11 protein-coding genes are annotated in these 16,464 nt (G+C 50.3%); 8 read left to right on the top strand and 3 right to left on the bottom strand.

Annotated features, from left to right (window positions below; all coding sequences use genetic code 11):
- Positions 1 to 42: 42 nt before the first annotated feature.
- Positions 43 to 1,347, bottom strand: coding sequence for an aminotransferase class I/II-fold pyridoxal phosphate-dependent enzyme (locus LQ777_RS07020; protein WP_232561810.1), 1,305 nt, complete (start codon positions 1,345 to 1,347; stop codon positions 43 to 45).
- 266 nt (positions 1,348 to 1,613) lie between these two features.
- Between LQ777_RS07020 and accC the strand changes: the two genes are divergently transcribed.
- The 5 genes from accC (at position 1,614) to LQ777_RS06995 (ending at position 9,865) form a co-directional block, all read left to right on the top strand.
- Positions 1,614 to 3,122, top strand: a complete 1,509-nt coding sequence (gene accC, locus LQ777_RS07015) for an acetyl-CoA carboxylase biotin carboxylase subunit (RefSeq protein ID WP_232561809.1) — start codon at positions 1,614 to 1,616, stop codon at positions 3,120 to 3,122.
- 127 nt (positions 3,123 to 3,249) lie between these two features.
- Complete coding sequence (locus tag LQ777_RS07010) at positions 3,250 to 3,579, top strand: hypothetical protein (protein WP_232561808.1); 330 nt, start codon at positions 3,250 to 3,252, stop codon at positions 3,577 to 3,579.
- A 217-nt stretch (positions 3,580 to 3,796) separates the two neighbouring features.
- Complete coding sequence (locus LQ777_RS07005; protein WP_232561807.1) at positions 3,797 to 4,573, top strand: META domain-containing protein; 777 nt, start codon at positions 3,797 to 3,799, stop codon at positions 4,571 to 4,573.
- A gap of 161 nt (positions 4,574 to 4,734) precedes the next feature.
- Entirely contained in the window at positions 4,735 to 8,157 is a 3,423-nt protein-coding gene (locus LQ777_RS07000) for a ThuA domain-containing protein (RefSeq protein WP_232561806.1), read from the top strand.
- A gap of 433 nt (positions 8,158 to 8,590) precedes the next feature.
- On the top strand, positions 8,591 to 9,865 hold the full coding sequence (locus LQ777_RS06995; RefSeq protein ID WP_232561805.1) for a hypothetical protein: 1,275 nt from the start codon (positions 8,591 to 8,593) through the stop codon (positions 9,863 to 9,865).
- Positions 9,866 to 9,952: 87 nt separating this feature from the next.
- Here the strand turns inward: LQ777_RS06995 and LQ777_RS06990 are convergent, their stop codons facing one another.
- Positions 9,953 to 10,690 carry a class I SAM-dependent DNA methyltransferase gene (locus tag LQ777_RS06990; protein WP_232561804.1) on the bottom strand — a complete coding sequence of 246 codons (738 nt, stop codon included), beginning with the start codon at positions 10,688 to 10,690 and terminating at the stop codon, positions 9,953 to 9,955.
- Positions 10,691 to 10,878: 188 nt separating this feature from the next.
- Positions 10,879 to 11,328, bottom strand: a complete 450-nt coding sequence (locus tag LQ777_RS06985; RefSeq protein ID WP_232561803.1) for a hypothetical protein — start codon at positions 11,326 to 11,328, stop codon at positions 10,879 to 10,881.
- Positions 11,329 to 11,538: 210 nt separating this feature from the next.
- Between LQ777_RS06985 and recQ the strand changes: the two genes are divergently transcribed.
- The 3 genes from recQ to LQ777_RS06970 all read left to right on the top strand — a co-directional run bounded on the left by recQ (position 11,539) and on the right by LQ777_RS06970 (position 16,335).
- Complete coding sequence (recQ, locus tag LQ777_RS06980; RefSeq protein WP_232561802.1) at positions 11,539 to 13,671, top strand: DNA helicase RecQ; 2,133 nt, start codon at positions 11,539 to 11,541, stop codon at positions 13,669 to 13,671.
- A 153-nt stretch (positions 13,672 to 13,824) separates the two neighbouring features.
- Positions 13,825 to 14,919, top strand: a complete 1,095-nt coding sequence (locus tag LQ777_RS06975; protein ID WP_232561801.1) for a lytic transglycosylase domain-containing protein — start codon at positions 13,825 to 13,827, stop codon at positions 14,917 to 14,919.
- A 159-nt stretch (positions 14,920 to 15,078) separates the two neighbouring features.
- Positions 15,079 to 16,335 (top strand): lytic transglycosylase domain-containing protein, encoded by a 1,257-nt coding sequence (locus LQ777_RS06970; RefSeq protein WP_232561800.1) that lies wholly within the window; start codon positions 15,079 to 15,081, stop codon positions 16,333 to 16,335.
- The last annotated feature ends 129 nt before the right edge of the window (positions 16,336 to 16,464 follow it).

The raw sequence follows: 16,464 nt of genomic DNA, 5'->3' as shown, positions 1-16,464 counted from the left end.
GCCAAAAAAATAGCAAAAAAATGCAACTTTTAGGCAAAAACCCTACTCAGTGGCTGCTTCGGCCGATACTTCAAGCGTTTCGGGGGCAATTGGAGCTCCATTTTGCCGGTAGCTACCGTTAGCCAGCTTTTCAGCTACTGCTGAGAACGCTTCGAGCGTATACTGCACGTCTTCGAGTGTATGCGCAGCCGTTGGGATAATGCGCAACATAACGATCTCTTTCGGTACGACCGGATAAACGACGATCGAACAGAAGATCCCTTTGTTTTCGCGCAAGTCCCGGATCAGGCCCGTTATTTCGGGAATACCACCCTTCACGTTCTGCAACAGAACGGGTGTCACCGGCGATTGCGTATCACCAATGTCAAATCCGCGTTCGCGCAGCCCTTCCTGCAACGCCCGTACGTTCGTCCACAGTTTTTCGCGGAACTCCGACGAATTGCGGATCATCTCAAGGCGCTTCAGACCACCAACAACGTAAGGCATTGGTAAAGCCTTGGCGTAAGTCTGCGACCGCATGTTGTACTTGAGGTACATGATAATGTCGTGGTCACCGGCAATGAACGCACCGATAGCCGCCATCGACTTCGCAAACGTTGAGAAGTACAGGTCGATACCATCCTGACAGCCCAGCATTTCGCCAACACCGGCACCCGTTTCGCCCATTGTACCAAATCCGTGTGCATCGTCAACGAGCAACCGGAAATTATACGATTGTTTGAGGGCTACGATCTTATCCAGGCTACCGACTTTCCCCGACATACCGAATACACCTTCGGTAATAACCAGGATGCTACCGCCTTTTTCAGCCGCTTTTTTGGTGGCCCGCTGGAGGTTTTTCTCCAGACTGGCCATATCGTTATGGTTGAATTTGTAATATTCGCCCATCTTGGCCTTGTGAAGCCGGATACCGTCGATGAGGCAGGCGTGACACTCGGCGTCGTAAACGATCACGTCGCGGTGATCAACCACAGCCTCGATAGCCGACATAACGCCCTGGTAACCGTAGTTGAGCAGGAACGAATCTTCTTTGCCGACAAACTGAGCCAGTTCTTTTTCGAACTGTTCGTGCAGGTCGCTGTTACCCGACATCATCCGAGCGCCCATCGGGTAAGCAAGCCCCCATTGTGCGGCTGCGTCGGCATCTGCCTTGCGGACCTCAGGATGGTTGGCCAGACCCAGGTAGTTGTTTAGGCTCCAGTTGAGGACATCCTTGCCTTGGAAGCGCATGTGAGGACCCAGTTCGCCTTCAAGTTTGGGGAACGCAAAATAATGGTGGCCATTGAACTCGCGGGATGGCGAGCCGATGGGGCCTAGATTGGTGCGCAGTTTCTCAAATAAATCCACTTTTTTTTATAGTTTAATGGGCTAACCCCTTCTTTTTTATGCGGTAAGTGCAAAAATACGCTTAACTTTTGGGAGTACAAGTTCATCCCCGAAAATTCAGTTTTATGATCCTTTTGTTACAAAAGCGTATTATTGGTCATTGATAGTCGTTTTGGGCCATTTATTGTCGTTTGCCACTAAAGAACGTATACGAAGTAAATGACACAAAATGGCCAGTAACTAGCTGTACTAGCTGCAATCAGGTTTGGCTACTCAATGACTCTTCCATGACCCAAATTCGAAAAATACTCGTTGCCAACCGGGGCGAAATTGCCCTGCGAATTATGCGTACAGCGCGCGAAATGGGCATTCAGACGGTAGCAATCTACTCCGAAGCTGACCGGAATGCCCTGCATGTGCGCTATGCCGACGAGGCTGTTTGCGTAGGTCCGGCTCCTTCCGTCGAATCGTACCTGAAAGCGGACGTAATCATCGACGTTTGCCGACAACTGGGTGTTGATGCCATTCACCCCGGCTACGGTTTTCTGTCCGAAAATGCTAATTTTTCCCGAATGGTCCGCGAGGCTGGTCTGATTTTTATCGGTCCTTCGCCGGAGAGCATTGAGGTCATGGGTAGTAAATTAGCCGCCAAAGCTGCCGTAGCGGATTACAACATTCCGATGGTTCCGGGAACGCCCTCGGCCATCACCGATCGGGACGAAGCCAAGGCTATCTCCACCCAGATTGGCTATCCGGTCCTGATTAAAGCGAGTGCGGGCGGTGGAGGCAAAGGAATGCGCGTAGTCGAGAGCGAAGCAGAGTTCGACGAACAGATGGACCGCGCCGTTAGTGAAGCGCTGTCAGCGTTTGGCGATGGTTCCGTTTTTATCGAGAAATACGTAACCTCACCCCGCCACATCGAGATTCAGGTTTTGGGCGATCAACACGGCAACATCATTCATTTATTCGAACGCGAATGCTCGGTTCAGCGTCGGCACCAGAAAGTAGTCGAAGAGGCTCCATCGGCCATCTTGACGCCCGAGATCCGCGAGGCAATGGGGCAAGCCGCCGTCGATGTGGCACGCGCCTGTGGCTATTACGGAGCTGGAACAGTCGAGTTTATTGTCAATGACAATCTCGACTTCTATTTTCTGGAAATGAATACGCGCCTTCAGGTGGAGCATCCCGTTACCGAACTTATCACCGGCATTGATCTGGTGAAGCAGATGATTTACATCGCGGAGGGGGAACCGCTAACGATTCGTCAGGAAGATTTGCAGATCAACGGTCACGCGGTGGAGGTGCGGGTATACGCTGAAGATCCGGCCAACAACTTTCTGCCCGACGTAGGTACGCTTGATACATACGTACGACCGCAGGGGAACGGCGTTCGCGTTGATGATGGCTTTGAGCAGGGCATGTCGATTCCGATTTATTACGATCCGATGATTGCCAAACTGATCACCTACGGCGAATCGCGGGAGGAAGCGATTCAGAAAATGATCCGGGCCATCGATGAGTACCAGATTTCGGGTGTTCAGACAACGTTACCGTTTGGCCGGTTCGTCATGGAGCACCAAGCCTTCCGATCCGGTCAGTTCGACACCGGTTTTGTGAGCAACTATTTTTCACCAGATAAATTGACCCCGGAGCCCGATCCGGCGGAAGCTGAACTAGCGGCTGTGCTAGCCGCTTACCTGCTGGAACAGGCTAAGTCCAGTAAGAAACAACCGGCAGCAAATAGTCCATCGACACTGACAAAGAAAAGCCAGTGGAAAACCAATCGAATGCGATAGAATTGTTGTCCCAGTACGGTAAATACCTGCTCTTGAAATCAACGACCGATCATTAAAAAGCAAAACTAAAATCAAACATGCTCCGCCTACTGATTGATCCTCTTGGTGGTGGATATCGTATTTATTCTTGAAAATAGATGCTATGCCAAGTCGTGTGTTGATCGCAGACAGCTATTATTTATTTGATTTTCTGGAAATAAGTGAAGAGGATTTACGAAAGACTATTCAAGAACACGGCCACGGATCATTCTTCGCAGCTAGCAGGCTTATCGAGTATTGGGTCGACAGAATCGGTAAAATCGAGAAAGGGCAGCAAGTGTTCATTGTTTTTGACTTGTCAGATCAATACATCAGCGGCCTTCTCCTAAAAAAACTAAACGAGGATTTCAAACCACTGGTGTATATACGAATGAAATATGCGGAGGAGTTTCTTATTCCAATCTCGATCAAGCTTTAAACGGCGTTTCTCTGAAGCAAAATAATGAATCAGAATGGCTGATTGGAGAGGATGCCTTATTTACAGGACTAAATTGGAGCATTAGTCAGTTATCTTAACCAAACTACAAAATAAAGACTTATATAGCTTTCGAATACCCGAACGGTTTTCAAGCTTTCTCTTTGGTAGCTTAAGTAACTGGGTAGGTAAATTTTTTCGCTCTCTCAACGAACGCGCCATGCGACTTCTTCTTTTCGGTGTTCTACTTCTTTTCTCGGCTTGCCGCCGACCTTCGAAACAATTGGCGGCCATGCTTACGCCAGCCGACCAGCCTGAAATTGCTGACTTTACCGCCAACCTGAAAGCGGGTGATGACCTGATTGCCGTGGGTAATGATCCAGCCTGGTCGTTGACAGTCAACCCATCGAAAGGAACATTACGGTTCAAATCGCTGACCGGCGATAGTATCAGCGCACCCAGTCCGGAGCGGCAACCCGATTCGGATGGCTCCTTTCGGCTCGACATTGTGGCAGGGCAGGATCGTTTCAAAGCCTTATTTACGCCCGATAGTTGCGTGAATAAATTATCTCGGCAACGCTTCGATTACCGCGTTGAAGTCAACTTCCGGGGCAAGACGTATATAGGTTGTGGCGCATCGCTTCGGCAGGTCACCTTATTACAGGATATTTGGGTACTAACCGAGTTGCAGGGCCAGCCCGTTACAACCAACGATCGGCAGACGGAAGCGCCCCGTCTGGAAATCTCGCTTACGGAAGGTCGCGTAACGGGTACAACGGGTTGCAATCGGTTAAGTGGTGAGGTACGGGCCGATACCCGACTCATCCGTCTTGGACCGCTTGTTACAACGAAAATGGCCTGCGCTGGTGAAGCCAATACCATTGAGGCAAATCTCCTCAATGCCCTGCTCCAGCCCCTGGCCTACCGGGTTGGCAATGGCAAACTTACCCTTCTGCAACACGGAAAAACCGTGGCTACTTTCAAAAAGGTAAATTAGTAGCCTTTAAGCACCTAATTCAGCCAAAAGTCCCTATTACAGTATTAGGTTTTTCGTTACTTTTGCTTCTTACTAAAAGACAATCGAATACTTGAATAAGTTAACCTTCGCTTGTCTTCTTGGTCTATTGTACCCAACAATCTGAATAAATTCCTATCTGTATGAAAAACTTTCGGCTACCCTCCCGCGCCATGCTGCTGGCGGGCGCGCTGGCTGCGGCTTTGCCTGGATTGGCCCAGACAACGGCTAAGCGCACAACAGCCACGAAACCGGTAGCAACAGCGGCTCAGGCACCTATTGCCTTGAACCGTGTGCTGGTTTTCGCAAAGACAAAAGGCTTCCGCCATGCTTCGATTCCAGTAGGCAAGCTAGCCATTATGAAACTGGGTAAAGAAAATGGATTCGCCGTTGACACGACCGAAGATGCGAGCAAGTTTACCGAAGCCAATCTAAAGCAGTACGGAGCTGTTATCTGGCTTAGTACCACCGGAAATGTGCTCGATGATGCGCAGCAGGCAGCTTTCGAACGCTACATCCAGGCGGGCGGTGGCTTTGTGGGTATTCATGCGGCCGCCGATACCGAATACGACTGGCCCTGGTACAATCAGCTCGTGGGTGCGTACTTCCTCAACCACCCCAAACAGCAAAACGCCGAGATTGAGATCGTAGATAAGAACCACCCGTCTACCAAGATGCTTCCCGATCGCTGGAAACGCTGGGACGAGTGGTATAGCTACAAAAGCATTGTTCCTGAACTGAAAGTGCTGGGTAAGCTGGACGAGAAAACCTACGAAGGTGGCAAAAACGGCGATAATCACCCGTTTATCTGGCACCGCGATTTCGACGGTGGTAAGTCGTTCTACACGGGCGGTGGCCATACCGACGAGTCGTACAGCGATGCCCTGTTTCTACAGCATATCCTCGGCGGTATCAAATCGGTGATGGCAAGCAACCTCAAATTTGGTCAGGCCAAAACGCAGCCGTATCCCGAAGAAAACCGCTTCGAGCGGCAGGTGCTGACAGCCAATCTAGACGAACCAACCGAATTGGTCGTACTCGACAACGGTAAGGTGCTGTTTGCCGAACGCAAAGGCGCGCTTAAGCTCTGGGACCCACAAAAGAAATCGGTGAAGGTCGTCGCCAATTTTCCGGTGTTCACCAAGTTCGAGTACGGTTTGATGGGTTTAAACATCGATCCGAACTTCAAGCAAAACAAATGGGTGTACGCTTATTATTCGCCCCTGACGGGAAATACCGTAGCCGACACCGCTCAACACCTCTCCCGTTTTGTGTATGATGACGTGAAGGACACCTTACTGCTGAATACGGAAAAAGTGTTGCTGACCATTCCCGTAAAACGCGACGGCTGCTGCCACACGGGCGGCTCGATTGCCTGGGATCGTAAAGGCAACCTGTATTTGTCGGCGGGTGACGATACGAATCCCTTTAACTCCGATGGTTTTGCGCCGATTGATGAGCGGAAAAACCGGGGCGGTTGGGATGCCCGTCTGACATCGAGTAATACCAACGACCTGCGCGGAAAAATCATGCGGATTCACCCCGAAGCGGATGGTACCTACACAATTCCCGAAGGCAACCTGTTTCCAAAAGGTAATCCAAAGGCGCGTCCCGAAATCTACGTCATGGGTAATCGTAACCCGTATCGGATCTCGGTTGACCAGCGGACAGGCTTCCTGTATTGGGGTGAAGTAGGTCCCGATGCTGGTAACAACAGTGAGAAATACGGTCCACGCGGTCACGACGAGATTAACCAGGCCCGGAAAGCCGGCTATTTTGGCTGGCCGCTGTTTGTCGCTGACAACCGACCTTACCATTCCCGTAGCTTTGCCGACAGCACCACCGGACCCCTGTTCGACCCGCAAAAGCCGATCAACGACTCACCCCACAATACGGGTCTGACCGAGTTGCCTCCGGCTCAGAAAGCGTTTATTTATTACCCCTACGCCGAATCGCCGGAGTTTGGTGAGATTGTTGGCAAAGGTGGCCGTAACGCAATGGGCGGTCCTGTATATTATTACGACGATTATGCCGATTCGCCAGTAAAATTTCCCCGCTACTACGACGGTAAGTTCTTTGCGTACGACTGGATGCGGGACTGGATTCACCCGGTTACGATGAAAGAGAACGGCGACTTCGTGAAAATGGAAACGTTTTTGCCAAACACGAAATTCTCGCACGTGATCGATATGCAGTTTGCCAACGACGGCTCGCTGTACACGCTCGAATACGGTCAGCAGTGGTTTGCGGCCAACGCCGATGCCCGCCTGTCGCGCATTACCTACAACGCGGGTAATCGTAAGCCTGTGGCCATGGCCAGTGCCAATAAAATGATTGGTGCAGCTCCCTTGACCGTAAAATTTGATTCGAAAGGATCGATGGACTACGACAACGATGCGCTTAAATACGAATGGTCGTTCGGAAACGGAATACCGAAGCAGACAACGGCTAACCCAACCGTAACCTTTAGCAAGCCGGGCGTTTATACCACCGTCCTTAAAGTTACCGATGCGGCTGGCAATTCGTCGACCAAAACGATGGACATCAAAGTCGGAAATGACGAGCCAAAGGTAGAAGTAGCGGTTGCGGGTAACAAAACCTTTTATTTCCCGAACAAGCCCGTCAAGTACGCGGTAAAGGTTGTGGATAAAGAAGATGGTACGTTGCAGAAAGGCATCAGCCCCGACGACGTGACCATGACGATCGATTACCTCGAAGGTTTTGACAAGACCATGCTGGCCCAGGGTCACCAGGCCAACACGGGTTTTGCAACGGGCAAACGGTTGATCGAACTAAGCGATTGTAAAGCCTGCCATTCGATTGACAAAAAATCGATTGGACCGGCTTACATCGACGTTGCCAAAAAATACAAAGGTGGTTTTCAGGTTGAAGGAAAGCTGGCGCGGAAGGTAATCAGCGGTGGTGGCGGTGTTTGGGGCGAACAGGCTATGAGTGCGCACCCACAACTGAAAGAAAGCGAAGCAACCGATATGGTTCGTTACATTCTGTCACTGGCTGATGATAAAGCAGCCAACCGGAAGCCACTCGCGGGCGACTATGTACCGGCAACGCAGAAAAAAGACGGCTCGTACGTGTTGACTGCCAGCTATACTGACCGGGGCAACGGCACAATGGGCCCTGCTACAGGATCTACCTCGCTGGCTTTACGGTCGCCCCTGGTGAAAGCCGTTTCGGCGGATGTAAAACAAAACATCTTCGAATACGACATCCCTAAAATGGGTCCGGCAGCTATTGGCACTCAATCGGGTAGTTTCCTTGCATTTAACGACATCGACCTTACCGACATCCAAGGGTTAACGCCGACGGTGTTTGCGTCGAACGACCAAGTGGTAGGTGGTAAGTTGGAAGCGCGGCTTGACTCACCTACAGGTAACCTGATTGGTGAAGCGGAGGTGAAAAAGGGAACAGCCGGTCCAGTAAGCATACCTTTCCGTCAGCCGGTTCAGGGTGTCCACAAACTGTACCTGATTTTCGTGAACCCGGAAGCCAAACAGAAGCCACTTTTTGCCGTTGACAAAGTACAATTTTCGACTCAAGGCATGTAGGACCTAAAACCCTGTTTAAATCTAGTTTTACGACACAGCCCGCTTAGGCGGGCTGTGTTTGTTTTGGGCAATATTAACAATGTATTATGAACCAAGTTTCGGTTTGACCTCAGCAAATACGTAAGAATCTGATAACGAAGCAAATAATCTATTGCCTAGCTATTCCCTAGTTTAGCCCTCCTGCCAGCCCACTCCGGTTTGTAAATATTTATGAAACTAATTGCAGATTTCTTTAGTTTTTCAGGTACAAGGTTAGTAACTTGTACCACGAAAAAGAAAGCCAGCATAAAGGCCTTGTTTTTCACCAATCTTCAGAAGTAAGCACGTATTAACGTGTGTTTTTGAGCACCCAACAATTTCAAAATTTCAACAAAATTCGGCTATCTTAAGGGGGTAGCCTTGTCTGGTATATACCGTCATACTAACTAGGTCTATGAAAGAAACCGTTCGGGTCACGCTTACCCACAACGATCCGATGATGTACAGTAATTTTAGCTTTGGTCAGCTTGGGTGTTCCAAAGAGCAGGCAATCTTCGACAACATTGCCTTCGACAATTTAATTAAAGATTTTTTACGTAGTTGGTTAGACCAAAGTCCAGTATTACTGTTAACAGACCTTATTGACGATGACACTACACTAGACGACTTTATTGAACAAAACGCACTGCGTAGCTTCTTCAGATACAACGAGGATGCACTCGAACAACTGCTCGAACAGCCAGCCGTAGCCCGTCATCTGCTTCGTCCGGTTAGTAACGTGCATTTTCTGAACGATGCTTACGAGCCGCTGTTTTCTCAGTTCGAGCAGCGTATCTACAATCTGGCGGCCCAACAGGAGCACCATCAGGTTTCGTTTCGCTACAGTTCGCTTAGTCGGCAGAACGCTTATGCGGACACAATTGCCCTATCGCAGCTGCCGCCCGACCAGTTCCGGGAAGACATTGGTGTTTACTTCGGCACCCGTCGTTCCGACGAGGTCGCCCTGACGCTCCTAGGTCGGCAACTTCGTCGCGAAGCATTTCCCGCTTCGTCGCTACCCGTTCATGTCATCACGGAAGGATACATGGAGGATTCACTACGCGTAGTCAAGAAGATTACGGAGCACATCCGCGAAGAAGAAGCCACGAAACGGCATTGTTTTATCATCCAACGGCGGCACGCTGCCGATGATCGTCATCTTGGCGCTGCGCTGCTGATCATGAATCCAGCTCAGCCGAACAAACCTGAACGGATTATCTTCTGCGATACGCTGAATCCGTCCGGAACACCCCCCTGGTGGCATTCGTTTAAGCGTAAGATTGATGCCATTTTCCCGCAACCAGAAGGGGAAGCGTTCGTTTCTGACATTCTGGAAGATGGCGGGGTTAAATTGCAACGTCTCCACGACGGTGTACCCGTACGCCACCAGGATATCGACTGCGCTTTTTACACGGCGTCAATCGGTCGGGCTTTAGTCCAACTTGCGCAAGCGAATCCCGATTTGATTTTGACCGGTGCGATTAAGGACATCGTAAGCCAGATGACGGCACTGATGCCCGAATATTACGAAGGCGCGAATCAAACCAGAGAACCGGAATATGTTCGCGAAGTCAATATCATTCGTCGCTGGAACACGGGCCGGGATGCGATGAACACCCTTTTGCTGAGCCGTATGGCCGAAACGCCTTTGCATCAACCATACGTTGTAGAAACAGCACTGCAAGCTTAATTACTATAAATTAAATTCGCGGGGGGTATTACCGAAATCATCTATCGGTAATACCCCCGCGAACTTTATAAGCCCTCCGTTATCTGATTATAGCTTCGTCGCCTGGAGAATCAGAAAAAGTGGTATGCGTTTACGTCGCTCGAACTCGTCTTTGTCATTGAACAGAGCAGCTTGGGGACAGCCTTCCCGTAAAACTGTTATTCTGAATCCGGCTTGCGTGACCAATCGCCAATATTCCTCGACAGTTCGGTGGTATTTGACAACGTTGCTTCCCATCCAATGCTGCGAGCGCCTTCCCAGAGCAAAATAATCATCAACTTCCCAAGAAGTCTTCTTTTGACCAGCTGCATAGCTTTCCAGGGATGAAGTGATGACGGGGTGTTCAACGGAACAGATCAACTCTCCACCTGCGGTTAATGCTTTCCCGATATTTGCCAGCACGCTCGTTAAATCGGCCACGTAATGAAAGACCAGCTGGGCCAAAACGGTATCATAGTGCGCTACTGGATAGAGCCAGCGCGTGATGTCGGCCTGAATAAACGCGAACCGCTTATCCGGGAAACGCGATTTGGCCAGATTGATCATGTTACGCGACGCATCGATTCCCGTGTACGTTGTTACGCCACCTGCCGTCAATTCGTTTACCAGATCGCCATATCCACAGCCTAAATCCAGAACAGCTTTCCTTGGTGAACTTTTGAGCAGGTCGAGAATAATTGGCTTTTCGATTAGCTCATTGGGGCTTTCCGCGCGTGACCGATGCAGTATATATTGCCTGAACACCTGGTCATCATCATAGAAGTCGCTTCCATCATATGGCTCCATACCCTTGGGTGATGTTAAGTACTATTCATTACCAGTTCCGAGATCGAATTATTGACCCTGGGAAGCCGAGGATTAAATTTCCTTTGGTAGACATATGCGAAGTGTCAGTTTTGAGAACCACGCGGACGGCCACGCCGACACCTCCCTAATCAACAAGCCCACTCCTACGGCGGCAGCCTGGTTCGTTGCTATTTTTTAGGACTGTTCAGATACGCCTTGTTTCCTTTCTTATTGATGTAGTATTTACCACCACGCGGGCCAACGTAAACGGTTGCTCCGTCCGGTCCTTTCGTATTCTTATCAACGGGTGCTTTGTAGTCAGCCGGGGTAGCTTTTTCTTCTTTCAGTGCCTTGTCAACCGTTAACTTGCTTAATTTATCATCTTTCAAACCCGAGTTTTCTACCTTCCCGGCCTTTTTCTCTACTTTCGCCTGTTCTTTTGCGGCTTTTTCATCAGCCGTTGAGATGGCATCTTTAGCAGCTTTCGTTTCGGCTTTGGCCGCTTTTTTAGCGCTCTTATCCGCTTCTTTCTGCTCTTTCTTCGCTTCGTTTTTCCCAGGCTTGTTCTCCTGCGCGATTCCCTTAAAATTGATCAACAAACTGCATACAACGCCAAGCAACACGATTGTTTTTTTCATGATCGGTTCGAAAAATTAGATTGAAAAACACTGTATTAGGAGCTTTTAGACGGAAAGATGGGCATAAAATCACCAGATCCGTGCCGAAAAAGTCTTAAATTTTTCTTAAATTTGACTGAAAGACTAAAGCCCATTAGCCATTGGTTAACAGCGCTTTGTAACAATCATTGTCGTCAATTTACCCGACGTACTACCTATAGAATTCATTCAATGACCAGTGAAGCCCCTATTCGTTCGCAGAATCCCGCTGACTACCTCAAACGTTACTATGGCTACGATAGCTTCCGGCCCATGCAGGAGGCTATTATCCAGTCGGTGCTAAGCGGGCGCGACACCGTTGTGCTTATGCCAACGGGGGGCGGCAAATCCGTCTGCTTTCAGATTCCGGCCCTGATGCTTCCGGGCGTCACGATCGTCGTTTCTCCGCTGATCGCGCTCATGAAAGATCAAGTCAATGCGCTGCATATGAACGGTATCCAGGCGGCTTATATCAACAGCACACAGCATGGACGTGAGCAACGCGATATCGAAGAGGATGCGCACAGTGGCAATCTTAAACTACTTTACGTTTCTCCCGAAAAGCTGCTGTCGGAATCGTTTCTTAACTTTCTGCAGCGCATCAACGTTTCGCTTTTCGCCATCGACGAAGCACACTGCATTTCGTCGTGGGGCCATGATTTCCGACCAGAATATACCCAGTTAGCAATTCTGAAAGAGCGATTCCCGCACGTACCGACCGTTGCGCTGACGGCCACCGCCGATAAGCTAACCCGGCAGGATATTGCCGAGCGACTGAGCATGAATGATCCGGAGGTCTTTGTATCGTCGTTTAACCGGACAAACCTGAGTTTGCAGGTTCTACCCGGCCAGAACCGCATTCAGCAGATCGTTAAACTTTTGCAGCAAAAGCCCAACACCTCGGGCATTATTTATTGCCTGAGCCGAAAATCGACCGAGTCGCTGGCGGCTAAGTTGCAGGAGAAAGGTTTCAACGCGGCTTTTTACCACGCGGGCATGGACCCCGCCGAGCGCTCCCGTACGCAGGAGGCTTTCCTCCGCGACGATGTACGGATCATGTGCGCGACCATTGCGTTCGGCATGGGCATCGACAAATCGAACGTGCGGTGGGTGATTCATTACAACATGCCCAAAAACATCGAGGGTTTCTACCAGGAAATCGGGCGGGCGGGCCGCGACGGGGCTGCGGCTCAGACGGTGCTGTTTTACAGTTTTGCCGACGTTGCCACCTACAAAGACATGCTGTCCGAAAACAGCCCGGCTAACCTTGGTTTGCAACTAGCAAAGCTGGAACGGATGCAGCAATACGCCGATGCCCATACCTGTCGCCGTCAGATCCTGCTCTCCTACTTTTCGGAAGAACTGCCCGAACCCTGCGGCAACTGCGACGTTTGCCGTGATCCGCGCGTAACCTTCGACGGTACTATTCTGGCCCAGAAAGCCTTATCGGCGATGGTTCGAACAGGTGAGCGCGTACCCATGAATCTGCTGATCGATATTTTGCGCGGCTCCCGCAGTCAACAGGTTATGCAGAATGGCTACGATCAGGTTAAAACGTACGGCGCGGGTCGCGATCTTCGTTTTGAAGACTGGCGCAACTACCTGCATCAGCTAATCAACATCGGCGTTATCGAGGTTGCCTACGACCATCATTACGCCTTACGCCGGGGGATTCTGGCCGATCAGGTACTGTATGGCGGACGTAAGATCGAGCTTGTCCGGCCCGATGATGCACCGAAACCCGTTGTTGAAAAACCAAAGGCAAAAACCGAAACCAACCGCGACGAACTCTTCGAGCGACTACGGGCACTGCGCAAGCAGATTGCCGACCAGCAGAACGTTCCACCTTACGTGATTTTTACCGACACGACGCTGGAAGATATGGCCCGGCTGCGGCCAACCACTCCCGACGCCTTACGCAATGTTAGTGGGGTGGGCGAACGGAAACTGCAACTGTTCGGAAAGCGATTCCTCAGCGAAATCGTCGGCTACGTTAAGGGGCGGGTGCAAGCTGGTGAGAAGCCCAAAGGATCAACCCAGCTAATGACCCTTGACCTTTACAACAGCGGTATGAGCATTGATGAGATTGCCGCCGAACGCAAGCTCACTGCCGGCTCTATTGCGGGCCATTTGGTCCAGTTAGCAAAGGCCGGTTACGCCATTGATCTGGAGTCGCTAATCAGTCCTGACGAACGGCGGGAGATCGAAAAAGCGGTTGCTCTGGTTGGCCTGGAAGAAGGCCGTTTAAAACCCGTTTTTGATTATTTAGGCGGTCGTTACGATTACAGCAAGCTAACGCTCGTAGTAGGATTAATGGAAGGCTAAAGAGCTTACTTTAGGGTAGACCGTTGGATAATTCTCAGAGCGCTTATTAGATATATCCCAGAATATCAGTTATATTCGTAGGATGTTCTTGGACGAGCCCGCTACTTCGGTACGGGTTTTTTCGTCTTATGTCTCACAGAAACCAACGTTATTTTGATCAAAGAAGTCAGTTTTTCTCTGCTCATTGCCGCTTTGAAACCGGTTGGCGATCCTTCTCTCTGGACGCCTGATTCGAGCCGGTCACTTCCGTCATCAAACGGCCTGGACAACCCCTCGCTCTTGGTTGTCGACTCCTCCAAACGGGTCTTTCCAATCTATTTTTGCGGAGAAGAGGTTCCGGTTCACGAACCCCGCGTATCGCGCCGTTGGCTGCAAACGCTACGCACGTACGGCGCTCAGGAAGAATGTCTTTTTGACCTCCGCAGCCGGGCTTCGACGTTTTTTCCAATCATCGATCCCATTCTTAGAAAGTACAAAATTCCGCGCGACTTCCGGTTCATGCCTTTGGCAGAAAGTGCGCTGGTCAATGATTGCGTTTCGCACAAAGGCGCTTCGGGCTATTGGCAACTGATGCCCGAAACAGCCCGTGAACTGGGTCTGACGGTAAACAAGAAAGTTGACGAACGGTATGACCTCGAGAAAGCTACCGTAGCCGTCTGTCGGTATCTTCACGAGCTGTATGGTCAGCTAGGTTCCTGGACACTCGTCGCAGCTGCCTACAACGGGGGAATCACCCGTATTCAGCACCGAATCGAACAGCAGGGTCATTCCAATTACTACCGGTTACGCCTGCACCGCGAGACAAGCCATTACCTCTTCCGCATTCTGGCGTACAAAGAGCTATTGAGTAACCCCCGACAGTACGCGCTGTTGCTTCGCACATCAACCATCGAACAGCTCGTTAAGCCACTGCCCAGCTGGCATAAACCCCTGGCGCTGCCGAAGAAAATCAAAGACGCACCAACTGTCGAACTGGTCGATGCGGACTATACCTACCCAACCTGGGGTCCCCGTCCAAACACAACTTTAACAAAAGCACCGTCGGATACACAGCAGTTGATAGCGATGGCTGCCTCGGCTAAAAAATCGGCTACCATGCCGGATGCGGATCTGGAAAAGCAGAACACAGGTTTGCCGATTAAGAAACTGATGATGGGTCTGATGGTTCTGCGCTTCCGTCGCCCCCGCATTCTACAGCGGAAGAAAGGAGAAGGGATTCGTCCACTTCACTTCTGGGATTGGCTGTAGCACCTTGTGACACTCGTTAGCAACCTGTTTACTTCTAGTTTTATCGCTAAGTAAATGGGTTGCTTTTTTATGTAGAAAAAATCTGGATCGCTTTGTTACTATAGCCAAAAAATAGCGTCGAAGGAGTATAACCTATAGATCTAGTACTCTCCGTAACCGATGCATATTTTAGTTTCGTTATCACTGGTAGCTAGCCTAGTGACCTTAGCTAGCCTATCACATGCGTCTGACCTGTCGTCACCGACCAGCTCACAACTTGTCGTCGCTTCGTCCTCAGTAAGTTCTCTAGCCGCTGGCTCGTTTAAACCCATGTTGAGGCCCCTGCTGCCTCCCGTTTATTTCTGCGGAGAATCGGTACCACTTCATGAGGAAACGGTGGCACGACGCATGGTGTCAGCGCTCGCATCCAATACAGGTCGAAACCAGGCACTGTACAAAATGCGTCAACGAGCGGCTTCGTTTTTCCCGATCATCGAACCAATTTTGGCCCGTCACCGAGTACCGTCGGATTTTAAGTACCTCCCGTTGGTGGAAAGTGCACTGACCGGCTTTGCCGTATCGCCCAAAGGAGCTGTCGGGTACTGGCAATTTATGCCGGGTACCGCGCGCGAACTAGGTTTATCGATCCGACCCGGCCACGACGAACGACGAAACCTGACCAAATCAACTGACGCAGCCTGCCGCTACCTGAATTACCTGCACAACAAGCTAGGCTCCTGGACACTGGCTGCGGCTGCGTACAACAACGGCATTGGCGCATTACTGGGTAATATTCGTCGTCAACAACAGCGGGATTATTATTATTTACGGCTGAATGCGGAAACGGGCAAGTACCTGTACCGAATTCTGGCCTTCAAAGAAATATTCTCCAATTACCGTTGTTACGAAGGTATCATCCCGAATCAGATGATGACTTATCTGAGCAAACCGCTGATACCCACGGCTGATTACGGTGATGAAGACGAAGTACTGTTGCCCGAACTTGTCGTGAACGAAGCCACCCAATCAGCGGTCAGCGAATCGTTTATTGGCCCACCCGTAGCGGCTCCCGACCGAGCCGAAGATATTCCTTTACCTAACGCAGCCGATGTGTTCAGAGGAGGTATTAAAGCCCGCCTTTCGGAATCGTCAAGCTTACTACGCGGTCAGGTCTGGACTTTCCATCTTACTCGTGATGGCATGGCCGATGGCAAAGACGTAGATGAAGGCGACGTTCTGTATGCGGTGGTCGAGGACATTGATACTAAGGCAGGAAAGCTGTATCTGCGGGCGGATAAACTGTACTCCACGACCGAGAAACATACGTACAATCTTACTCTGGCGGCTGTTGATGCGTCTACGGGTAGAATTGGCATTAAAATTCCTGATCTGGATCAAGTTAAGTCAGGCTGGATTTTGACCTGGAAGGCTTTATAATCGGAGCGCAAACGGAGCGGATCAACGACATCTGCTCCGTTTGGCGAACGACCAGTTCCGGTAAAACTATCCTCTGAACTAAACCTTTAGGCTCCATCGTTGTCTACAGATCGAACAATTACCTGTTAC

Origin of the sequence: Spirosoma oryzicola, from assembly GCF_021233055.1 — a bacterium.
GTDB classification, from domain to species: domain Bacteria; phylum Bacteroidota; class Bacteroidia; order Cytophagales; family Spirosomataceae; genus Spirosoma; species Spirosoma oryzicola.
The sequence above is the reverse complement of the archived record's forward strand: the minus strand, read 5'-3'. Positions and strand labels throughout refer to the sequence as shown.

Excerpts from the sequence above, each read along its gene's own strand:
- LQ777_RS06995 (WP_232561805.1), top strand. The coding sequence starts at position 8,591 with ATGAAAGAAACCGTTCGGGTCACGCTTACCCACAACGATCCGATGATG.
- LQ777_RS06985 (WP_232561803.1), bottom strand. The coding sequence starts at position 11,328 with ATGAAAAAAACAATCGTGTTGCTTGGCGTTGTATGCAGTTTGTTGATC.
- recQ (WP_232561802.1), top strand. The coding sequence starts at position 11,539 with ATGACCAGTGAAGCCCCTATTCGTTCGCAGAATCCCGCTGACTACCTC.
- LQ777_RS06990 (WP_232561804.1), bottom strand. The coding sequence starts at position 10,690 with ATGGAGCCATATGATGGAAGCGACTTCTATGATGATGACCAGGTGTTC.
- LQ777_RS07000 (WP_232561806.1), top strand. The coding sequence starts at position 4,735 with ATGAAAAACTTTCGGCTACCCTCCCGCGCCATGCTGCTGGCGGGCGCG.
- LQ777_RS07005 (WP_232561807.1), top strand. The coding sequence starts at position 3,797 with ATGCGACTTCTTCTTTTCGGTGTTCTACTTCTTTTCTCGGCTTGCCGC.
- accC (WP_232561809.1), top strand. The coding sequence starts at position 1,614 with ATGACCCAAATTCGAAAAATACTCGTTGCCAACCGGGGCGAAATTGCC.
- LQ777_RS06970 (WP_232561800.1), top strand. The coding sequence starts at position 15,079 with ATGCATATTTTAGTTTCGTTATCACTGGTAGCTAGCCTAGTGACCTTA.